General features: G+C 53.6%; 22 protein-coding genes. 1 reads left to right on the forward strand and 21 read right to left on the reverse strand.

Annotation, left to right across the window (positions count from 1 at the left end):
- Nucleotides 1-8: 8 nt before the first annotated feature.
- The 21 genes from asnS to PKO01S_RS07605 form a co-directional block, all read right to left on the reverse strand.
- On the reverse strand, nt 9-1310 hold the full coding sequence (gene asnS, locus PKO01S_RS07505) for an asparagine--tRNA ligase (RefSeq protein ID WP_127530707.1): 1302 nt from the start codon (nt 1308-1310) through the stop codon (nt 9-11).
- Between the two features lie 88 nt (nt 1311-1398).
- Entirely contained in the window at nt 1399-2613 is a 1215-nt protein-coding gene (locus PKO01S_RS07510; protein WP_127530708.1) for an acetate/propionate family kinase, read from the reverse strand.
- Nucleotides 2610-3482: a 3-hydroxyacyl-CoA dehydrogenase family protein gene (locus tag PKO01S_RS07515; RefSeq protein WP_127530709.1), complete on the reverse strand. Its 873-nt coding sequence runs from the start codon at nt 3480-3482 to the stop codon at nt 2610-2612. Before PKO01S_RS07515 ends, PKO01S_RS07510 begins: the two co-directional genes overlap by 4 nt.
- A 119-nt stretch (nt 3483-3601) precedes the next feature.
- Nucleotides 3602-5119, reverse strand: coding sequence for an AAA family ATPase (locus PKO01S_RS07520; RefSeq protein WP_127530827.1), 1518 nt, complete (start codon nt 5117-5119; stop codon nt 3602-3604).
- A complete protein-coding gene (locus PKO01S_RS07525) occupies nt 5103-5648 on the reverse strand; it encodes a hypothetical protein (RefSeq protein ID WP_127530710.1) in 546 nt (181 codons plus the stop codon). The genes PKO01S_RS07520 and PKO01S_RS07525 overlap by 17 nt, the downstream gene beginning before the upstream one ends.
- Nucleotides 5649-6071: 423 nt before the next feature.
- Entirely contained in the window at nt 6072-6605 is a 534-nt protein-coding gene (locus tag PKO01S_RS07530; RefSeq protein WP_127530711.1) for a cell wall elongation regulator TseB-like domain-containing protein, read from the reverse strand.
- Between the two features lie 3 nt (nt 6606-6608).
- A complete protein-coding gene (locus tag PKO01S_RS07535) occupies nt 6609-7901 on the reverse strand; it encodes an amidohydrolase (protein ID WP_127530712.1) in 1293 nt (430 codons plus the stop codon).
- Entirely contained in the window at nt 7894-8538 is a 645-nt protein-coding gene (locus PKO01S_RS07540) for a redox-sensing transcriptional repressor Rex (protein WP_127530713.1), read from the reverse strand. Before PKO01S_RS07540 ends, PKO01S_RS07535 begins: the two co-directional genes overlap by 8 nt.
- Nucleotides 8535-11411 carry an ATP-dependent DNA helicase DinG gene (dinG, locus tag PKO01S_RS07545; protein WP_127530714.1) on the reverse strand — a complete coding sequence of 959 codons (2877 nt, stop codon included), beginning with the start codon at nt 11409-11411 and terminating at the stop codon, nt 8535-8537. The genes PKO01S_RS07540 and dinG overlap by 4 nt, the downstream gene beginning before the upstream one ends.
- 18 nt (nt 11412-11429) lie before the next feature.
- The gene (locus PKO01S_RS07550; RefSeq protein ID WP_127530715.1) at nt 11430-12215 is read right to left on the reverse strand and encodes a hypothetical protein; all 786 of its coding nucleotides are present in this window, start codon (nt 12213-12215) and stop codon (nt 11430-11432) included.
- Nucleotides 12216-12380: 165 nt separating this feature from the next.
- Complete coding sequence (panD, locus tag PKO01S_RS07555) at nt 12381-12764, reverse strand: aspartate 1-decarboxylase (protein WP_127530716.1); 384 nt, start codon at nt 12762-12764, stop codon at nt 12381-12383.
- The gene (gene panC, locus PKO01S_RS07560; protein WP_127530717.1) at nt 12757-13647 is read right to left on the reverse strand and encodes a pantoate--beta-alanine ligase; all 891 of its coding nucleotides are present in this window, start codon (nt 13645-13647) and stop codon (nt 12757-12759) included. Before panC ends, panD begins: the two co-directional genes overlap by 8 nt.
- Entirely contained in the window at nt 13644-14570 is a 927-nt protein-coding gene (panB, locus tag PKO01S_RS07565) for a 3-methyl-2-oxobutanoate hydroxymethyltransferase (RefSeq protein ID WP_127530718.1), read from the reverse strand. The genes panC and panB overlap by 4 nt, the downstream gene beginning before the upstream one ends.
- 326 nt (nt 14571-14896) lie before the next feature.
- The gene (locus PKO01S_RS07570; RefSeq protein ID WP_127530719.1) at nt 14897-15880 is read right to left on the reverse strand and encodes a biotin--[acetyl-CoA-carboxylase] ligase; all 984 of its coding nucleotides are present in this window, start codon (nt 15878-15880) and stop codon (nt 14897-14899) included.
- Nucleotides 15861-17237: a CCA tRNA nucleotidyltransferase gene (locus PKO01S_RS07575; protein ID WP_127530720.1), complete on the reverse strand. Its 1377-nt coding sequence runs from the start codon at nt 17235-17237 to the stop codon at nt 15861-15863. The genes PKO01S_RS07570 and PKO01S_RS07575 overlap by 20 nt, the downstream gene beginning before the upstream one ends.
- A gap of 11 nt (nt 17238-17248) precedes the next feature.
- Complete coding sequence (gene bshA, locus PKO01S_RS07580; RefSeq protein ID WP_127530721.1) at nt 17249-18415, reverse strand: N-acetyl-alpha-D-glucosaminyl L-malate synthase BshA; 1167 nt, start codon at nt 18413-18415, stop codon at nt 17249-17251.
- A 97-nt stretch (nt 18416-18512) separates the two neighbouring features.
- Entirely contained in the window at nt 18513-19226 is a 714-nt protein-coding gene (bshB1, locus tag PKO01S_RS07585) for a bacillithiol biosynthesis deacetylase BshB1 (protein ID WP_127530722.1), read from the reverse strand.
- Nucleotides 19226-19648, reverse strand: coding sequence for a methylglyoxal synthase (gene mgsA / locus PKO01S_RS07590; RefSeq protein ID WP_127530723.1), 423 nt, complete (start codon nt 19646-19648; stop codon nt 19226-19228). Before mgsA ends, bshB1 begins: the two co-directional genes overlap by 1 nt.
- Nucleotides 19649-19701: 53 nt before the next feature.
- Complete coding sequence (dapB, locus tag PKO01S_RS07595) at nt 19702-20505, reverse strand: 4-hydroxy-tetrahydrodipicolinate reductase (protein WP_127530724.1); 804 nt, start codon at nt 20503-20505, stop codon at nt 19702-19704.
- Between the two features lie 8 nt (nt 20506-20513).
- A complete protein-coding gene (locus tag PKO01S_RS07600; protein WP_127530725.1) occupies nt 20514-21059 on the reverse strand; it encodes a tetratricopeptide repeat protein in 546 nt (181 codons plus the stop codon).
- Between the two features lie 64 nt (nt 21060-21123).
- Nucleotides 21124-21453 (reverse strand): nucleotide pyrophosphohydrolase, encoded by a 330-nt coding sequence (locus PKO01S_RS07605; protein ID WP_127530726.1) that lies wholly within the window; start codon nt 21451-21453, stop codon nt 21124-21126.
- Nucleotides 21454-21601: 148 nt separating this feature from the next.
- Here PKO01S_RS07605 and PKO01S_RS07610 point away from each other — a divergent pair, with 148 nt between their 5' ends.
- On the forward strand, nt 21602-22471 hold the full coding sequence (locus PKO01S_RS07610; RefSeq protein WP_127530727.1) for a YitT family protein: 870 nt from the start codon (nt 21602-21604) through the stop codon (nt 22469-22471).
- Nucleotides 22472-22524: the final 53 nt, after the last annotated feature.

Raw genomic sequence — 22524 nt, forward strand, 5'->3', positions numbered from 1 at the left:
TTGATCGATTAAGGATAGAGCCTGTACAGCGTCCGAGGGAATGCGATCGTTTCCCTAACATGCTCGAGTCCGCAAATCCAAGCGACCGTCCGCTCCAGGCCAAGTCCGAAGCCCGAATGAGGCACGGTGCCATATCGGCGAAGATCCATATACCAAGCATAAGCTTCTTCGGACAGCTCATGCTCCTGGAACCGCTGCGCCATAAGCTCCGGATCGTCGATCCGCTGCGAGCCGCCGATAATTTCGCCGTAGCCTTCTGGAGCAATCATGTCCGCGCACAGCACAACCTCAGGCCGCGACGGGTCCGGTTTCATATAGAACGCCTTGAACGACGCCGGATAGTGCGTAATGAACACTGGACGGTCGAACTTCTCCGCGATCGCTGTCTCATGAGGAGCGCCGAAGTCTTCGCCCCAAGGCAGGTCGAACCCTTCCTTGTGCAGCAGCTCGATGGCGTCGTCATATGTAATGCGCGGGAATGGCAATTGTACTTGCTCCAACTTCGACACGTCGCGTCCGATCGTCTCCAGCTCCGCTTTACAGTTGGCAAGCACAGACTGAACGACATGCGTGATGAACCGCTCCTGCACTTCCAAGTTCTGCTCGTGATCGACGAACGCCATCTCCGGCTCGATCATCCAGAACTCGATCAAATGCCGGCGGGTCTTCGATTTCTCTGCGCGGAACGTCGGACCGAACGAATACACTTTGCCAAGCGCCATGGCAGCCGCTTCCATATACAACTGACCGCTTTGCGTCAAATAAGCGTCCTCGTCAAAATATTTGGTATGAAACAGATTCGTCGTTCCTTCACAGGACGATGGCGTCAAGATCGGCGGGTCGACGAGCGTAAAGCCGCTCTCATCGAAAAACTGCTGGATCGCGCGAATGATCTCCGCCCGAATGACGAGAATGGCACGCTGCTTCGGCGACCGGAGCCACAGATGCCGGCGGTCCATCAGAAAGTCGATGCCATGCTCCTTCGGTGTAATCGGGTACTCTTCCGTAATTTGAATAATGTCAACGCCTGTAACCGTCAACTCGTAGCCGGATGGACTGCGCGGCTCCTCGCGCACGATGCCCGTCACATAGAGCGAGCTTTCTTGCGTCAGTTTCTGTGCAGCTTCCCATGCCGACTCTTCAACCTCGCTCTTCGCGATAACGCCTTGTATGAAGCCCGAGCCGTCCCGCAGCTTCAGAAATTGGATTTTGCCGCTGGACCGTTTGCCTTGCAGCCAGCATCCGATGACAATAGTCTCCCCGACCTTACCCGCTAGATTTTTAATTGTCGTTAATTTGCTCGTTTGCATGCAGCCACCCTCTCCCAATAAAAATTCATCGTTGCTTGTACGCTCTCATTCCTATATTTACCACAAAAAGTGTCATTTATGATTGGGATTACGGGGATTGCAGCTGCTGCTGCACAATTTCGAACGTATCGCGAGCGATAAGCAGCTCTTCGTTCGTCGGTACAACAAGCACCTTCACGCGGGAGGCATCCGTCGAAATGATCCGCACATCTTTGCGCCGTTCGTTGTTCCGCTCTTCGTCCAGCTCTATGCCGAGGAAGGTCAGACCCTCGCATACCGCCTTGCGGAGAATGGACGAATTCTCGCCGACGCCTGCTGTAAACACCAGTGTGTCGATTCCGTTCATCGCAGCTGCATAGGCGCCAATATATTTGCGAACCCGATAAGCATACATATCAAAAGCGAGCTGGGCATGCTTATCGCCCTCTTGCATCGCCTCGGTAATTTCCCGCATATCGCTGGACAAGCCGCTAATCGCCTGAAGCCCGCTGTGCTTGTTCAGCATCGAATTCACTTCGCTGACACTCAGATCTTCCTTGTTCATAACAAACGGCACAACCGCAGGATCAAGGTCACCGCTGCGCGTGCCCATCATGAGTCCTTCGAGAGGCGTCATGCCCATGCTCGTATCGAATGACTTGCCGTCCAAGATTGCCGTACAACTCGCTCCGTTGCCGATGTGGCACGAAACCATCTTAAGCGACTCCAACGGCTGCTGCAAATAAGCGGCTGCCTGCACGCTCACATAAGCATGCGAAGTGCCATGAAAGCCGTAACGGCGCACTTTGTGACGGCGGTACAGAACCATCGGAATGGCGTATAAGTACGACTCGCGAGGCATCGTCTGATGGAACGCCGTATCGAATACGACGACCTGCGGCACCTCCGGCAAGTTCGTATCGACAGCCGAAATCCCCATCATATGGGCGGGGTTATGCAGCGGAGCAAGATCGAACAGGTTACGGATTTCGAGCTTTACGTCCTGCGTAACCAATACCGATTGCTTGAACGCTTCTCCGCCGTGAACGACGCGGTGTCCGACCGCATCAATCTCGCTGATCACGTCGATGACGCCGTTATGCGGATCAACAAGCATCTCGAGCACACGCCGGACAGCCGTCGTATGCTCTAATATTTCGCTGACGCTGCGCACCTCCGACTTGCCGGACGCTTCATGCGTCACGATCGACGAATCCATGCCGATGCGCTCCACACGTCCGCTGGCGAGCACCGACTCATTCGTCATGTCGTACAACTGATATTTAAGCGAGGAACTTCCCGCATTAATGACTAATACTTTCATATCCGATCGCCGTCCTTATCGTATTGGAAGAAGCCAATGCCGGACTTGGCACCCAGATGGCCTGCCCGGACCATTTTTTTCAGCACGATGGAAGGCCGGTATTTGAGCTCCCCGTATTCGCGGAACATCCGTTCTAGCGCCGCCAATACCGAATCAAGGCCGAACCGGTCGGCCATTTCGAACGGACCATGCTGGAACGAATATCCGATCCGCATCGCGCTGTCGATGTCGTCGGCGGAAGCAACCCCTTCCTCCAGCACGTGCAGCGCCTCATTAATAAACAAGCAAATAAGACGTGAGGTGACGAAACCTGGCGATTCGAACACCATGACGCCTTTCTTGTTCGTCACTTCTTCTATAAAATGTTTCGTGCGCTCGAACGTGTCGTCCGACGTCTGCAAGCCGCGTACAATTTCTACAAGATCGATTTTGGAAACCGGATATACGAAGTGCGTCCCGATTACCCTGCCCGGGTATTTCGTAACGCTTGCAAGCTCCGTCAAACTGAGCGTCGACGTATTGCTCGCCAGAATGACCTCTGCGTCGAATATTTGGTCCAACCGTTCGAAAATTTCTTTCTTGGCGTCCAAATCTTCCGTAATCGTCTCGATCACGATATCGCAATCTACAAGCTGCTCCAGCCGCTCCAACGGGTAAATACGGTTCAAGATCAGCTTCTTCTCCGCCTGCGTGAGAGCCCATTTCTCGATTTGCTTATCCAAGTTAAGCTCGATATGGCTAAGTCCCGCTTCCAGCTTCTCCGCCGATTGCTCTACTACATATACATCAAGCCCTTTGTAGGCTAACATTTCCGCAATGCCCTGCCCCATCGTTCCAATGCCGATTACGCCTGCTTTTCTTACCGTCACTTGGTTCTCCTCCACTCAATCCCTGCTGTATTCCGTTTGCATATCAGCGTAATTATTATAACGTTAAATAAACAAAATAAGAAGCCAGACACGAGGTCTGACTTCTTATTGTCATATTATTAGACTGCGCTGACAGCCGGCGCATCGGCTTCACGAAGCAAGTTACGGAACTTGCTTCCGTCGACCGTTTCCTCGCGGACGAGAATGTCGAGCGCATATTCAAATACATGAAGCTGGGCATTCAGCTGTTGCTTCGTTTCCTCGAGCAGACTCTCCAGCATGCCAGAAGCGATTCCCGACAGCTTCTCTGCCGTTAGCATACCCGGATCAATAATTCCGAGCTCTGTCAGGCCGCTCTCCGCCATCGTCCGCACCATGCCAATGGCTTGTTCGAAGTCTCCGCGGGAACCCGTGCTGCGGCCGCCGTAGTAAATTTCTTCCGCCGCAGCGCCGCCGAGCGCAATCTTAATCTGGCCTTCCAAAAAAGCTTTCGTATACAAGTACCGTTCACGCTGAGGCTGATGGCGCACATAACCAAGCGCTTGTCCGCGCGGCGACAGCGTCACGTTCGCAACGCTGCCTGGAGCGACGAGCTCCGCCATAATCGCATGGCCCAGCTCATGTCTTGCAACCCGGATCCGTTCTTCGTCCGTCGTCTCCCGGTCGGTCTTCTCGCCCATCATCACTTTATCGATTGCCGACGTTAAATGCGGCCGGCCGATGATATCGGACTGCTCGCGCATCGCATAAATCGCGGCTTCGTTCATAACGCTCTCCAACTGTGCGCCGGAGAAGCCGAATGTTTCCGCTGCAGCGCGGTCCAGCAGCTCCTGCGATTCGATCGGCTTATTCTTCGCATGAATTTGCAGAATATGCAGCCGGCCTTTCACGTCCGGAAGTTCAACGCCGATATGACGGTCGAACCGTCCCGGACGGAGAAGCGCCGGATCAAGCATTTCTTTCCGGTTCGTCGCTGCGATTAGCAGAATGCGCGGCGTCTCAGTCGTGTGTATACCGTCCATCTCCGTCAACAGCTGGTTGAGCGTCTGGTCGTACTCGCGCTGCTGGCCGCCGTCGCGTTTGCCGCCGATGACATCAATCTCGTCGATGAATATAACGGCAGCGGACTTGCCCGCCTTAACAGCCTTACGGCGTGCTTCATTAAACAAATCCCGGATCCGGCTTGCGCCGACGCCGACGTACATCTCAACGAACTCACTGCCCGATGCGGCAAGGAATATCGAATCGGTATAATGCGCCGCCGCCTTCGCAAGCAGCGTCTTGCCGGTACCTGGAGGTCCCGTCAACAGAATGCCTTTCATCGGGCGAATGCCTAACCGGGCGATCTCTTCTTTTTTGACGAGAAAATCAAGCGCCTCAATAAGCTCCTTCTTCGCCCGCTCCTGACCGCCGATTTGCTCGAATGACAACGGCTCGGCAATTTTCTGCTTTTTAGTCGTAACACCTTTAGAAGCGGCAAGCGGTCCTTGCCCTTTCATTTTAGCTGCATAGATCAGTCCGGCGACAATACCGGCAATGACGGCAAATGGCAGTAAATTTACACCTCTATACAGCAGAAAAACGATAAATGCGGCAGCGGCTCCAATTCCGATCTCAACCTTATAGTTTCGAAGCATCATTCCACACCTCCAACATTGCCGGCGTACGCGGCAATATGATGTATTTAATTGCTTCCCCTTTCCGCAGGGTCACATATACATTCGTCTCATCCATATCGGTCGCAGCTTTCAATCCGGGATGTCCGGCAGACAAACGGTCCAGCGCAGCCGGAATATTGGAGTAGGACTTCGTTTCCATCGCTTCCGCGACGTCGAACAGGACCGTCGACCAGAGCTTATCCAGCTCCGCGCTTCCTGCTTGACCGCTGACGTCAAGTTGAAGCTTGCGTCCATTCAGAACGGACTGTCCATCTTTCGCGAGCTGTTCATAGACAGTACGAAGATCGGCATTATCCGCAAGAGTGAGCGAGACATGAACGGTCCCGTTCTCCACGCTCGATTCCGAACCGACGACTCCCGGCAACCCGTTGACCGCCTTCGCAAGCGGCTCCTTCACGGCCATATGATCATAAGCGAACCAGCCCCCGAAGAGCAGGCCGCCTGTAACGGCAACAGATAAGATGGCAGGTACAATACGCAATCGCATCGTTCGCAAACCTCCTAATCGTATTCGCCTTCGGAGACGTAAAGAGCAGTTCATTCTTCATAAGCCCCCATGTAAAACCGCTGCGAGCGTCAATCATTCTTCCGATCGCTGTTGTAGCCGAATTGTCTGGAACTTATAAATTCCAATTAAGAAACAATTCGTCTACAAAGGCGACCACTTCGTTTCTCCAGAATGATTGCGCTCTGCGCTCTAACATGACGTAATTTTAGAAGAAAACTGCTCTCTACGCTGCATCCTCGGCTCATAAAATAATGTGCATTGCTCACTAATATATAAAAAAGAAATATCATTCCGCGTCTCGTTTGCTACATGATGAGTATATCACAGTTGATATACGATTCGGCTGTGTAATAAAAGGAAACGCCGCCGGATGCAGGCCCGGCGGCGTTAGATTGATGATGATTACTCCGCCAGACGTTTGGCGGGGAGCTTGAACGTGTTGATGAACGTTCCGTTCTCGAAGTTGTAGAAGTCGTACATATATTTGCGCTGGCCGCTCTCCATACGGGAGTAATACACTTCCCATATATGCTCGCCGCCGGCGATACCCGGACGAATATGCTCGATGCGAGCGTCCGGTTTATTCGATTTGATAGCGATCCGAATCTGATCTTTGCTGGCTGAATGGGAGCCATACACCGTATCCGTGACACTTTCTCTTAGCCAGACAAATACGCGCTCGCCGTCTTCTCTCGTACCGTCGACGATCCAAGCGGTTTCGTCCCACACATATTTACTCACATGATCGACGTCAGTCAGCGAAGCTGCCTCTGCCGCCTGCTTCTTAGCCTGATCCTCGGCAGTCCAAGTATCAGCGAAGATGGACTGGTACCAGATGTTAATGCCAGCAATAACGGCAAGCAGCAGAACAAGCGACAATGCCGTCCATCGTCTAGGCGTCATGTAGGAAGTCCGTTTCTTTCGTGTTGCGCGCATCGTCTACAGCAGCCTCTCGAATGCCGCCTGCGCTTCACGGCAAATGCGCTCTTCGTCCAGCGTCAAGCATTCACCCTTCCGAACGACTTGCTTGCCGTCGATCCATACGTGCAGCACGTCGCTACCCGAACCGGAGTAAACGAGATGTGAGACGATGTCCGTAAGCGGATAATAATGCGGCTTGTTCAGATCAAGCGCAATAATATCGGCTTTCTTGCCTGTTTCCAGACTGCCGTATGACGAGCCCTGCCAGATGGCGCGGGCGCCATACAACGTGCCGAGCTTAAGCGCTTCAAGTGCCGGCACAGCCGTTGGATCACCGGATACGCCTTTATGAATAAGGCCCGCGAGACGAATCTCGTCGAATGTGCACAAGTTGTTGTTGCTGGCTGCGCCGTCCGTACCAAGCGATACCTTTACGCCTGCACGAAGCATATCCGGCACGCGTGCAACGCCGCTTGCGAGCTTCAGGTTGCTGGCAGCATTATGCGATACACTGACACCGCGCTCAGCGAGCAAGGCGATCTCATCATCCGTCAAATGAACGGCATGCGCGAGCAACGTCGGACGTTCGAACATGCCGAGTTTATCGAGATGCTCAACTGGACGCGAACCATAATCGCGTACGTTTTGCTCCACCTCAGCCGCTGTTTCGGACATGTGTGTATGCAATGGCAGATTAAGTTCATGGGATGCTTGAACGAATCGTTCGATCAAGGCAGGCGGACATGTATATGGAGCATGCGGCGACAGCATCGTCGTAATACGGCCGTTAGCTTTGCCATTCCAGTCGCGTGCGAAATTGACTGCCTCTTCGAACTTCGCATTCACCTCTTCAGGCGAACCGAAGCCGATAACGCCTCGCGTCAAGCAGCCGCGAAGGCCGGATTGTTCGACGACGCTTGCAACGATGTCCATACGGTCGTACATATCGACGAAGGACGTCGTTCCCGTTTTCAACATTTCGAGCTGAGCAAGCGACGATCCCCATTTAGCCGATGCATCATCGAATTTCGCCTCGAGCGGCCATATTTTATCCTGCAGCCACGTTTGCAGCACCATATCGTCCGCAAAGCCGCGCAGCAGCGTCATTGGCGTATGTCCATGCGTATTCACAAGACCTGGCATAAACACGAGTCCTTTGCCGTCGACAATTTCAGTTCCCTCCGAAACCTGCGGTTCCTGTGGGCCTATGTAAGCAATGGTGTCGCCTTTCACATGCAGATAACCGCGAACGACTGGCTGCGCATCGTCCATCGTAACGAACAAGCCGTCTTTAATTAACCATTCACTCATCGCGCTCCAACCTTTCCTTTTCAATATAATAAGCCAAGCTCAACAATTCTGTCGTAAAATTCGCATGATGAATGCGTACGGACTCCGGCACTTTCAGAATCGCTGGAGCAAAGTTCAAAATACCGTCAACGCCTGCCGACACGAGTTCGTTCGCTACATTCTGCGCCTCTGAGGCCGGAACAGTAATGATGCCGATTCGGATTCGCTGTGCAATAATCGTCTCCCGCAATTCGCTCATCGGCAAAACCGTCAAACCGTTAATCGTCGAACCGATCTTCGCCGGGCTCGCGTCGAATACGGCAGTAATCTGAACATTATCTCTAAGATAAGTATTATAATTGCAAAGTGCATGTCCAAGATTGCCTGCCCCGATCAATGCGGCATAATGAGTCGTATCAAGGTTCAGAATTTGTCTGATTTTCTCAATCAAATAGTTGACGTCGTAACCGATACCTTTTCGCCCGAATTCTCCGAAATAAGCCAAATCTTTGCGGATTTGCGCCGGATTCAAGTCGAGCTTGCGGCCAAGCTCCTGCGAGGAGACGGTTTGCACCTCCCGCACGCTCAGCTCGCTCAGCACTTGCAAATAAACCGGAAGCCGTCTGACGACCGCTTCCGATATTTTCAATTGCTTCATTGCCGCGCCCCTTCCTGCTCAACCGCCAGCCACTCCCGCATTCGAGGCACGATCTGTTCGATATGCATATGCTCGATTTTGGGACCGGGAAGCGAGTACAGAAAATATTTGCCGTAATACGTTTCTAATACGCGAGTATCATATATGAGTACGATTCCCCTGTCCTTCGCCGAACGGACAAGCCTTCCGAAACCTTGCTTGAAGCGGATGACCGCTTGCGGGATCGACAGCTTCATGAACGGATTCTGCTTCTGAGCCAGCAGCAGCTCCGACTTCGCTTCAACGAGCGGATGGTTCGGCGGTTGGAACGGCAGCCTTACAATCGCGAGACAAGTAAGCGCATCGCCCGGGATATCGACGCCCTCCCAGAAGCTGCTTGTACCGAGCAGTACGGAAGCGGACTGTTGCCGGAAACGGCGGGTCAGCTTGCTTCGGTTGCTGCTGTCAATGCCTTGGCCGAGCACTTGAATTTGATGCTGCTCCAGCGCTTCCTTGAGCGGATCGTATACCTGCCGCAGCATGCGGTATGAAGTGAATAGAATAAGCATTCTTCCGCCCAGCTCTATAGCAGACTCGGTTAACGATCGTACCAGCAGACTGATGAATTGAGGATCTCCCCCCGCTCCTTTCAATTGCGGAAAGTTACGAGGGATAATAACCAGCGCCTGCTCCCGGTAATTGAAAGGCGAAGGCAGTTGAACTGTCTTCAGTCTTCCTTCCTGTTCCATGCCTTCAAGTCCAAGCTGCTCACAAGCGTATTGGAACGTCTTCTGTACAGACAGTGTCGCAGACGTCAAGATAACGCTCTTCTTTGGCTCGAACAGATGCATACGAAGCTGCTCGCTCACGTCCGCCGGAACGGCATACAAATGAATCGACTTTGCCTTGAATTGCGTAGTTGCCTCTATCCAGTATACCGTATCCAGCTTGTTGGCGCGAACGAACTCGCGCATATCGTCACGAACGCGGGCAAGATCCTTCACTGCGCCATTCAAATCGGTAATCAGATTGACGATAGGCGTTTCCTCAATCTTCTCCTTCATATCGGTGAGCGACTTTTCCAACGTTCGAACCGCCTTGTTCAGGTCGGCGTATATGTTGTTCTCCGTATCGGTAATTGTCGGCCATCCTGCCGGATGCTCCTTCGGACGGATTCGGAACACCGACTGGCCCGCTTCCGTCTGCTGTGCCTGAGCACCCGATTGAGCCCCCATCAGCGCATACATAAGCTCGAACAATTTATCCCAATCCTCACGAATCGCTGTTAGCGTCTTGCCCAGTTCGTCTAAAGTCTCGATCCAAGCCGGCACGGCAGCTTCGGACTCACCATGCAGCAGCGCGATCAATTGGCTGAGCAATCCGCCGCCTCGGCTGTCCTTGACTAACCGGCTGAAAGGATGTACGAAGGAAAAATAAGACAGCTGCAAGCCAAGATGCTTGCCCGCCACTTCCTCTAGATGATGGGCCTCATCGACAACGAGCTGCTCGTAGCCCGGCAACAGCCGGTGTTCGGCCTGAATATCCGTGAAGACGAGCGAATGGTTTGTAATGACAATATCCGCTACATTCGTTTCATGCTTCGCCCGGTGATAAAAGCAGCGGCGGAACCATGGGCAAGCCCGGTTCAAGCACGAATCAGCATCGCTGGCAACCGTCTCCCAGAACTCTGCACCTTTGTTGCCGAAGTTCAGTTCCTCTTGATCGCCGGTTTCGGTCTCGCCGAGCCATATAATCATCTGCGCTGCCGTCATTAAATCTTCGTTTGGTGAAACATATTCCCGCATGCGCACCTTCGTATCGAACTTGCGCAGACAGATGTAATTGCCTCTGCCTTTGAATATTGCCGCACGGAATGGGAATGGCGAAACTTCGTGAAGCAGCGGAATATCGCGCTGGCGGAGCTGCTCCTGAAGATTGATGGTGTGCGTGCTGACGACGATTTTTTTTTGCTGTTTCGCCCCATAATATAACGAAGGAAGCAAATATCCGAGAGATTTGCCTGTACCCGTTCCCGCTTCGATCAGCAAATGGCGTTCATGATCGAGCGCTTCATGAACTTCCTCGAACATAATGGATTGTGCTTCCCGCTCCTCATAATCCGGCATCAGCTGACGGAACCGTGCGCGTACCTCATCCATATACTGCTCGAACGTCAAATTCGACAGCGTCTCATCTTCCCCATTGGCGCGTGCCGGCTGAACCTCCGACCAATCTCCCGCTTTCATGGCCAGTTGATTGAAATAGACATGATTGTTCGTATCAAGGGACGTCTCGAGCTCTTTGTTCTGAAGAGTAAGCTGAATGAACCAGCTTAAATCGTCATATCCGTTGAACAGCTCTCCAAGCCGCTGAAGACTAAGCAGAGGCAAATCCCTTAGCTTATGCACGCAATTCGCGAACAGCAGGGCCGTAGCTTCCGCATCGCTGTCCGCTTGATGCTTACGCTCATGCTCGATGCCGAACGCTTCGGATACAGCTCCAAGCTGGTACGAAGGAAGCGTCGGATACAGCATCCGAAGCATATCGACCGTATCGAGTCGGCGTCCCGTGAACGGACTATAGCCGCACTTGTCAAGCGACCGGTTCAAGAAATGGGCATCAAAGCCGACATTGTGCGCCACCAGAACCGCATCGCTAAGCAATCGGACTACGTCAGTTAATAGATCTTCAAGCGATGGCGAGTCCGCAACCATATCGTCCGTTATGCCGGTAAGCTGCGTAATGAACGGAGGTATCGCCTTTCCAGGCCGCACGAAGGAGCTGAACGTATCGGCTACGTTCAGCTCCTCATCCAATACGACGATGCCAATCTGTATAATGTCGTCTTCGGCCTGATGGCCGGTCGTTTCCAAATCGAGTATTGCAAATTTCATCCGGCTTTCGGTCCTCTCCTAACGGATCAGCTCCGCGCTCCCGAAACGAAGCGACAGCTGCTGCCCGTTCCTTTCCTTGCAGCATTTCAAGTTCATCATGGAATCGGTAAAGCTCGGGTCGGCGTGATGCGCCTTCCGGAAAAATTGCTCTGCGAGCTCCAAATTCATGTGTACCGCTTGAATGCACCCGAGAGCATTATAACCGATTGCCCGCCATTTGGCATGCTCGGTTAGCGAAATTAAGATTTGGAAATGCTTCTCCGCATCGTTCCACTGCTGCATATGCATCAGCGTCATCGCCATAAACAATCGGGCCAACTGGCAATCCGGCGACATTTCGATTGCTTTCCCAAGCTCGGAGGCTGCATGACCAAACATATGAAGCCTGAAGTATCCTTGCCCCCTTGAGATTAAGAAAGCCGTATCCTCGCTGAAACTGTAGCTGCATACCTCGTCCTGCATTTTACCGTTGGGAGAGACGCCATGCGCATGATGCGCCCCGGAAGTCTGTTCCGCCTGTACCGTCTCATTGTCCGCTAGCTGTGGTTCCAAGTTCTTCGGTGCATGCGTAACGAGCGGTACCGAAGCTGCCGGGTCGTCGTCTTGCGCTGCTTTCATTGCCGAATAGAATTCAGCCATCTTCTCCTCGAACGACAACCAATGCTCCACAATGGAATCGCTCATCGCCTTGAGCACGTCCAGCTGTTTGTTGAGATGCTCACGCCGATCTCCAGTTGTCCTTGGATACAGACGCATAATTTCGTCCAACTTGTCGTTCATCGTCGCGAACAGATGCGCAAACATATTCGGCACCCGCCTTTACGTAAGAATGAGTGTAGAACGATGCCGGTCAATAAGCTCAATAGATGATGACGGATTGACTGACCGGAGTAACCTCATTCTTTGTAGTGCGGGCCGATTTCATACCGCTCCCCAGCCTTTACACAGCGCTGGCATGGAAGCAATCGATCAAAGGATGACCGAATGAATTTCTTCCGTCAACGAATCGAGCGGACGGTTATGCTCATCGACAATTACGATCGTCGGCTTAAAGCGGCGTGCCTCTTCCTCAGCCATCGCGGCGTACGTAATAATGATGACTTGGTCGCCGGGCTGTACAAGCCGTGCAGCCGCCCCATTCAGACAGATGACACCGCTGCCGCGGGGACCTTTAATAATATAGGTTTCCAAGCGTGCGCCATTATTGTTGTTGACGACTTGAACTTTCTCATTCTCCCACATATCGGCTGCATCCATTAAATCCTCGTCAATCGTAATGCTGCCAACATAGTTCAAATTTGCTTCTGTCACCGTTGCACGGTGAAGCTTTGATTTCATTAACGTTCTAAACATGGGATTCTACCTCCACAAAGCTTAATATCCGATTGTCGATCAGTCTCGTCTTTCCGAACCGGACCGCCAGCGCGAGCAGCAGCGTGCCTTGAACCTCTTTAACAGCTTCTTCACCTGGGAGTGGCGTCAAATCTGGATAGGCTAACAGTTCAATATAGTCGATATCTGCAAGAGGAGACTTCCGGATCATCGACGACAGCTGTGTAATCAGCCCCTCTACGGTTAAGCCTTCACGTTCGCCAAGTTCCTTCGCTTCAGACAGCGCCTTGGACAGGACAAGCGCTTGCAGCCGTTCCTCCGCGCTCAAATAAACATTGCGGGAGCTAAGCGCAAGACCGTCCGGTTCGCGTACGATCGGACATGGCACGATTTCGACCGGCATATCCAAGTCGTCGGTCATTCGCTGAATAACGGCAACTTGCTGCGCATCCTTCATTCCGAAGTACGCCCGTTGCGGCTGAACGAGGTGGAACAGCTTGCTGACGACAACGCCTACGCCGTCGAAATGGCCAGGACGCGAAGCGCCGCACAGACGGTCGGTTACAACGTCCACCGTAAGCCGGGTGAGCGGCTTGATGGGATACATTTCTTCTACGGTAGGCATAAATACGATGTCCGCCCCGTTATTCTCCGCAAGCAAAAGATCGCGCTGCTCATCACGGGGATACCGGTCGAAGTCTTCGTTCGGACCGAATTGGAGCGGATTGACGAAGATGCTTAATACCGTTATATCGTTATCCCGGACCGATTGCCGGATTAGACTGGCATGGCCTTCGTGCAAATAGCCCATCGTTGGAACGAAACCTGTCGTGATCGACGGCTGCTTCGTACGCTCTTCACGCAGTGCATGCCGCAATTGCTGCTTCGTACGGCAAATGATCATGTCGTTTGTTTCTCCTCTCTGTCTCCCTGCACAGGGCTATCCGCATGGGCCGGCTTCGAGCCCGAACCTGCCTGGCCCGAGCCGTACAAGTTAGACAGCACGGCAGTGCCTGGCTCCATCGGAAATGCATGCTTTTGTTCCGGGAAAGCTCCGGTCTTCACATCCTGCACATATGCGCCGATTGCGCTTCGAATCGTAGTGCCGATATCGGCATAAGTTTTCACGAACCGTTTCTCCCGGTAAGGAGAGGCATATTGCAATATATCATGAAAAACGAGCACTTGGCCGTCGCAGCCGCGACCCGCGCCAATGCCAATCGTCGGAATCGATACCGCTGTGCGAATAGCTTCCGCTATCGGCTCGGTCATTAGTTCCAACACAATGGCGAATGCGCCGGCAGCCTCCAATGCTTTCGCATCTTGGAGAAGCCGCTCGGCCTCATGCTCGAGTTTGCCTTGTACTTTATAGCCGCCGATCTGATGGATCGATTGCGGCGTTAGTCCGAGATGGCCCATGACAGGCACTCCCGCACGAGTGAGCGCCGCGACCTCATCCGCAATTTCGGCTCCGCCTTCCAGCTTAACCGCATTGGCAAGCCCTTCCTGAAGAAGACGCGCCGCGTTGCGCAGCGTTGCTTCGCGGCCGATGTGATACGTCATGAACGGCATATCCGCAACGACGAAAGTGTCCGCCGCTCCACGGCGAACCGCTTTTGTATGGTGCACCATGTCATCGAGCGTAACCGGAACAGTCGTATCATAGCCGAGCACGACGTTGCCAAGCGAATCGCCGACAAGAATGACGTCGACGCCCGCTTCCTCTGCTAGCTTAGCAGATGGATAATCGTAAGCGGTCAGGACGGAGATGGGATTCCGGTCCTGCTTCATTTTCTTAAGCTTCGTAATGGTTAACGGTTGTGCCATTGCTGCTTCATCCCCTTTAAAGTATAGGATAAACACAAAAAAACCTTTTAGCCGCTGCTAAAAAGGTCCCTAACGATAAAGGAACGTTGAATTGCATCGCTTCCTTCTGTCTCGGTCCCTTACGGCTCAGAGCAGAGTGCGCATAAAGCGCGCATGACTAATTGTTCTGCGGGATAATTAAATGGTGAACTTGCTTGCATCAAGTGCAGTTCCGGCCGGATACCGCCTTGCTTGCAACCAGTATACCAAATAACAAGGATGGCGTAAATTTAGGATTCGCCTTCTTGAAGCCGAATTCTACAATTATCGCCATCCTTGATTAACATCTAGCCTTGAGAAGGCTTTGGCTGCCCCATCTCGCCGGAGAATACCAGCTTCAGCTCGCCGTTATACTGTTCAAGCATGAGAGCGCCGCTCTCGTGCAAACCGACAGCGCGGCCGGCCAGATCGCCCTGCGGCGTCTGTACCGTTACAGCTTCGTGCAGCGTTACCGACAACGCTTCCCACAACAACTGAATGGGAGCAAACCCATCCTTCAAGTACAGATCGTACAACTGCTCCCACTCGAGCATGAAGTCTGCGATGACGGTTTCCCTTGAAAACTTACGTCCCGCCTGGATCGACAGCGATGTCGCACGTTCCAGCAGCTCTTCGGGATAGTCGGACACGTCAAGGTTCACGCTAATGCCTGTGCCGGCAACGATATATTTGATCCGCTCGTCTTCTGCAGCCGATTCGAGCAGAATGCCGCTAATTTTGCGCCCGTCGATCAGCAGATCGTTCGGCCATTTGATGCCGATCTCAAGTCCTGTCGTCCGGCGCAGACTGCGGCACAGCGCAACGGCAGTAAGCAGTGTGAGCTGCGGTGCGAAATGAATCGGAGTGCTGGGCCGCATAATGAAGCTCATCCAGACGCCTTTCGTATAGGGCGACACCCAGCCCCGCCCCATGCGCCCACGGCCGCTGTTCTGACGTTCCGCGATGACGAGTGCGCCTTCCGGTGCTCCGTCTTCCGCCCAGCGCTGAGCCTCGTTCTGTGTCGAATCGACTTCCTCAAGCAGCCTGATCTCGCGGCCGAACCGGCTCGTCTTCAGCATCCCGGCAAGCTTGTCCAGCGACAGATTGTCCGGCTTGGATATGAGCTTGTAGCCGAGCTTGCGTGAGGCTTCGATGACATAACCGCGGTCTTCGAGCTTGCGTACTTGTTTCCATACGGCCGTCCGGCTCACATGAAGCTCCTTGCTGATCGCTTCTCCGGACACATATTGACCCGGATCGCGCTCTAGCAAATCAAGAAGTGTATGATCCATCGTTCATCCGTTCCTCTTCCATAGATTGGGCAAGCGCCAGCAGCGCTTCCCGCTCGTTCGGCGTTTCTCCTGATGCCGCGGCGCGCAGCAGCGCCTGCAGCAGCTGTCCCGTGCGCGGTCCCGGCTTCATGCCGAGCCGCTCGGCGAGATCTGTGCCGCCTACCGCAAGCTCGCGCACGGTCGTGCACGGCATCGCCGCGAGACGCTCCTCCAGCAGGCTGAGCGCACGCGGCGATAAAGCAGTGCCGCCGAGCGCGCTGTCCGCCTCAGCGAAGACGCGGGCGACGCGCAGCCATGCGGCGGCTGCGTCAGCGCCGGTGCTTAGCACGGCGCTGACCCAAGCAGCAGCGGCGTCAGGCTGCGCCGCCGCTTCGAAGTTGGCGGCATGCGCTGCTGCCGCCTCGTGCACGCGGACGACCGCCCGGATCGCCGAGGTGCGGCGAACCGGGAAGCGCAGGCGCGTTAGCGTCTCCTCGGCTTCGTCCGGCGTCAGCCGGAGCGCGAGGAAGACGGCCGCCCAGCGGTCGTCCCGGTGCTGCAGGCGCTCAAGCGCCTCAAGCGTCAGCGGCGGAATGCCGCTGCTGTTGTTGCTGCCGCTGGCATCTACCTCACTGCCGTCGACCGCTCCGCCCCGCTTCGGCGCGGCGAAGACGGCAGGCAGCGGCTCGCGCGTATGCTGCAGCAACCCGCTCGCAGCAAGCCAGACGGCGCCGCGGTGCGGGCCGGCGCCGTCCATCATTTTGTCCAACTCAGCACTAATCCGCTCCATTGCGACATGATTCAGCAATTCACGGTTGCGGATGATTGCGCGCCAAGCGCTAATCGCAATGGAATAACCGAATGTCGAAGCGAATCGAACGGCGCGTACCATCCGAAGCGCATCTTCTTGGAAACGCGCATCCGCATCCCCAACGCAACGGACGATTCGTCTGCCGATATCCTCGAATCCGCCGTATAGGTCCACAAGCGTTCCGTCTGCCCGGATCGCCATCGCATTCATCGTAAAGTCGCGCCTCAGCAGATCGCCTTCCAAATCCGCAATGAATTCGACGCCTGCAGGTCTGCGGTGATCCTCGTAGTCGCCATCCGTCCGGAAAGTTGTTACTTCGTAACTCTCGCCTTCGGACAATACTGTAACCGTCCCGTGCGCAAGACCTGTCGGTACAGTCCGGTCGAACAGCGACATAACGGTGTCCGGCGTCGCTGACGTCGCGATATCAACATCCTTCAGCGGTCTTCCCGCCACGGCATCCCGTACGCAGCCGCCGACGAATACCGCCTCGTGACCGGCATCCTGCAGCGTCTGGAGCACTGGAAGAGCGCGTTCCATCTCATGATCCCAATACGGCTTAGCCATCGAGCAAGCCTCTATTCCGCAGTGCAGACCGGTACCGGTATATCGGCATCAATACCAAGCGTCCGATAATAAATCCGTTCATACTCCGCTGTAATCAAATCGTTGCAAAATCTCGAGCGCGCCCGATGAATACATGCATTTCGTACTCGTTCGAACAGTTCGTCGTCGGACAACAAGCGAATTGCATTCTCCGCCATCGAAGCCGTATCGCCAATCGGTGACAGGTAGCCGGTTTCGCCATGCGTAACAAGCTCCGGTATGCCGCCGGCAATTGATCCGATCGTCGGAACTCCGCAAGCCATTGCCTCGAGTGCGACGAGACCGAAGCTTTCCTTCTCGGAAGGCAGAAGCATCAAATCCGCAATGGAAATCAGCTGTGCAACATCATCCTGCTTGCCGAGGAAATGAACCTTATCGTCCAGTCCAAGCTGATGAATGCGGAACTGGGCCTTCGTCAAATCCGGCCCCTCGCCGACGAGCAGCAGCTTCGCAGGCATGGCATCCGCCACGCGGGCGAACGTATCGATCACATCGCTGATTCGTTTCACCGGCCGGAAGTTCGAGATGTGCATCAGCAGCTTCTCGCCGTTCGGAGCATAATCTCGCTTCAGCGATTGGCATTCCCGCGGATAATAGATCCGTTTATCGACAAAATTGTATGTGAGCTCAATCTGCTTCGTAATATCAAGCAGTTCGCGCGTTTCTTTGATCAAGTCCGCTGATACCGCTGTTACCGCATCGCTCGTATTGATGGCCAGCCGGATCAAGTCTTTGAGCGACTCGTCCTGCGCCAGTACCGTAATATCCGTTCCGTGCAGCGTGGTCACGGTCTTCAAGTTGCTTCCGACCATTTGCTTCGCTAGATGGGCGCAAATCGCATGCGGAACGGCATAATGGACATGCAGGAGGTCTAGCTCCTGCATCTGAACGACTTGCGCCATTTTGCTCGCGAGCGCAAGATCGTATGGAGGATAACGGAATACGTAATAATCGTTCACTTCTACTTCATGATAAAAAATGTTTTTATGAAATTTACCGAGCCGGAACGGGATGCTATGCGTAATAAAATGGATTTCATGCCCTTTCTCCGCTAGCAACTTCCCGAGCTCGGTCGCGACGACGCCTGAGCCGCCAAGGGACGGGTAACAGGTAATGCCGATTTTTAATTTTCTCGTCACGATTAGCCACTCCTAGGCATGCATATTGGGTATTGATGTGGTTCTAATGTATGTTGATCTAACCGAGGTCATTCTCATCGATTCGACAGACAGCCTGTTAGAACAAAGCGACCGTGTGCGGCTTTTTAACCGTAAAGCCTTCCGCATAGCTCCAGCCTCGCGCTGTGCCAAGCAGCCGGTCTCTCGCCTCCACATTGTCGACATAACGGCCCGTAAGCGGAGTAGCAACCCGGTCTTCGCCTGCTTGAACCGACTCGAATTGGGACCGGTATGCGCGCAGCGATGCAAGCTTACGATCATAGACACCGGATACGTCGACTGCAAGCCGAACGTCCTCTACATCATTGATATAATAAAAATACAGCTGCTCAACCTGCACAGCCGGCAAATGCGGCAAGTAGCGCCGAAGCTTCGCATTGAATACCGCTTCCTCGACGAGCGCGCTGCAACGGTTATGGTCCGGGTGGCGGTCGTTCCAATAAGGAGCGAAGACGAGGCGAGGCTGCCACCGCCGAATTTCGGCAGTTATCGCCTCAATATGACCATCGGCGCCGAGCCCCCGGTCAGGCAGCGCCAGGTTCGTACGGACAGCCAATCCCAGTATGGAGGATGCTTCCTCCGCTTCCTTGCGGCGGGATTCGACGGTACCGTTCGACGACATCTCCGCTTCGGTCAGATCGCACATGCCGACGCGCAGGCCAGCCGCAACATGCTTGGCGATCGTGCCGCCCATTCCAATCTCCGCATCGTCAGGATGGGCGCCGAACACGAGAATATCCAGCTTCTCGTCTGCTGTCTGTTCGCGGGACATTACAGCGACGACTCCGGTTTATACTTATGAACGAGCTCACGCCATCCGAAATCGCCGCGCTCAAGAGCACGTACGAGTAATTCCGCTGTTGCAATATTCGTCGCAACCGGAATGCCCTGCACGTCGCACAGCCGAAGCAAAGCGATAATATCCGGCTCATGCGGTTGCGCCATCAGCGGATCGCGGAGGAAAATAATAAAGTCCATCGTATTCTCAGCCACTAGCGCACCAATCTGTTGATCGCCGCCAAGCGGACCGGACATAAAGCGGTGAATTTGCAGCTCTGTTTTTTCCATAATGCGTTGTCCTGTCGTACCTGTCGAGTACAGCTGATACGGCTTAAATACGTTCTCGTATGCCGTAATGAAGTTAACCATTTCTTCTTTCTTGCGATCGTGTGCAATAAATGCAATATGTAACATCGGTGTGTTCCCCTCTCCGCTCGTCCTACTGTATAGTTGAAAAGCCTCTCGTTTTAGTCCATCAAGTGCTCGAAGCCGTAAATCATACCTTCATAGCCCATAACTTTGCGTACTGCAACCGCTACGCCAGGCATGTATCCGGCACGATCATACGAGTCGTGGCGAATTTTAAGCGACTGGCCGAATGCGCCAAAGATGACTTCCTGCTGAGCGAATACGCCCGGGAGTCTTACGCTATGTATGCGGAAGCCATTATAGTACCCGCCGCGGGAGCCTTCGATCGTTTCTTCCTCGTTCGGATTGCCCTGCCGCATTTCTTCGCGCACTTTGGTAATAAGTTCCGCCGTCTTGATCGACGTACCGGATGGAGCATCCAGCTTCTGATCGCCATGGTACTCAATGATTTCGAGATTCGGAAAATATTTGGACGCCTGCGCAGCGAACTGCATCATCAGGATAGCGCCGATCGAGAAGTTCGGAGCGATCAGGCCGCCGATGCCCTGCTCCTTACACAGCTTGTCCAATTCATCAATTTGTTCAGGAGATAAGCCCGTCGCTCCGATAACCGGGCGGACGCCGCGGGATATCGCCAGCTTCGCATTTTCATATACCGCATGAGGAACCGTGAAATCGACCAGAACGTCCACTTGGCCGCTGTCCAGCGCCTCTTCGAGCGATGCGCTGAACGTTACGCCGCATGCCGGCTTGCCGACGAACGTTCCGGCGTCTACCGAACCTGCTGTTCTGGCAGACGCCGCAGCCAAGACGAAATCAGCTTCTTCTAGTACCATTTTTACTACTTCACGGCCCATACGACCGCTTGCTCCAGCTACTGCTACATGAATCGGTTTCGTCATTGAATCATTCACCTGTTCCTTCTTCTTTGTCGTCTTTGCTGGCGGTACCGAAGCGCGCGCCGCTTGCGGTTCATATCCGCGAATAAAGTTCGGGCGGACTCATCGGCCGGATTAAGCCGAATCGCTTCCAGCGAGCAGCGCACCGCGTCGTCCAGCTTATTAAGCTTCGCATAGGCTTCTGCGAGCAGGATATAGGCCTCGAAGCTTAGTGGATCCAACTCAACCGCTTCTTGCAGCGATTGAACCGCATCGGCCGTTTGAGGAGGCTGATGTCCTAGTGCTTGTCTAGCCGAAATAAAGAGCAATCTCGCCTGTACCGTTCGCAGCTGATAGGTATGGGCTTTCTGCTCGGGATCCAGCTCAACAGCTTTCACCGCATATTGCAGCGCCCGGTCCCATTTGCCGCTTCTGCCGTACGAAATCGAGCATTTATAATAGTATGAGGCATTATCCGGTTCGGCGGCAATCGCCCGCTCAAACCATAGGATGGCTCCTTCAAAATCGCTTTGCAGGATGCATCCGTATGCCTGCTTAAGGCAATCGACCCCTTCCATATGCCTACCCCCCTTGTACACAGGAATAGTACAGCATATGTAAAGAAGTGCAGCGGCGTTACGGTTAGTCCTCTTTGCGTGTCCACCGGTTCGCGTCGCGCGTATTGAATTTATTCATTACAGCATCATGAGCCTGCGTTAAGTTGATATCGAGTGAGTTCGCGAAGCAGCATAGAATAAACAAGCAGTCGCCTAACTCCATCTCGATGGAATTATCCGCTTCATCCGGCTTCTTCGGCTTCTCGCCGTAATGATGATTGATCTCCCGCGCGAGCTCGCCCACTTCTTCCGTCATTCTTGCAACGAGCGCAAGCGGACTGAAGTATCCTTCCTTGAACTGCGATATGTAGTCATCCACCTCTTGCTGGATGTCGGCTAACGTCTTATTCGTCATAGGACTTCCTTTCCCATTACGCCATTGGCGGATTATTCTATATGTTAGCCTAAAGCGGCAGTGAAAACAATGGTTTTCCAATGGAGCAAAAGCAGCATACTAACGGATAGAGCATAATGTCCACTCTATAGCAAGGAGGCGCACCCAAATGAGGAACCGATTATGGCATTCGGCCCAATCGCTCATCCCGATTATGGCAGGTACAGCCGTCTATGCATTCGGCCTGAGCTATTTCGTTATCCCGAATCAGCTGATGGAGGGCGGCGTAACTGGCATCGGAGTATTGCTCAATTACGTGTTCGGATTTCCGTTGTCCCTATCGACGCTCGTCTTGAACATTCCGCTTTTCTTGCTCGGACTCCGAATGCTCGGCAAGCATCAAATGGCCTACACCATTTTCGGAACGGTATCGCTATCGGCTTTTCTAGCGCTGATCGAGGGCGCCATTGCGAAAGGCTGGATCGTTCCTTTCCAAACGTCGCAAGACTATATATTAGCTGCCCTGTATGCCGGCGTCACGCTCGGACTCGGACTTGGCATTACATTCCGGTTCGGAGGTACGACTGGAGGCGTCGACATCGTCGCCCGCATCATAAGCAAGCAGAAAGGCTGGAGCATGGGGCAGATCATTTTGGCGCTCGATGTCGTAATTATAGGGATAGCACTGTTGTATATTCCGAAGGAAAAGGTGCTTTATACGCTCGTAACGGTATTCATCGCATCCAAAATGATCGACTTCATACAGGAAGGCGCTTATGCGGCTAAAGCCATTTCCGTCATTACGAATGAGGGCGAGCCGATTGCGGCGCAAATCACGAAGCAATTGGACCGCGGCGTCACCTTAATTCCGGCAATCGGCGCCTATTCAGGCTCCCATAAGCATATTGTATACTGCGTTGTGACCCGGCAAGAAGTCAGGGAGCTTCGGATGATCGTAAAGTTATTCGATCCGCGCGCTTTTATCGTAATCAACGATGTGCATGACGTACTTGGCGAAGGTTTTAAAGAAGACGCCTAAGCGGGATGCAACAAAGCGTCCACCAGCTCCCTTCCTTAAAATAAAAACGGTAC

The sequence above is a fragment of the Paenibacillus kobensis NBRC 15729 genome (genome assembly GCF_004000825.1).
Lineage (GTDB): Bacteria > Bacillota > Bacilli > Paenibacillales > Paenibacillaceae > Paenibacillus_T > Paenibacillus_T kobensis.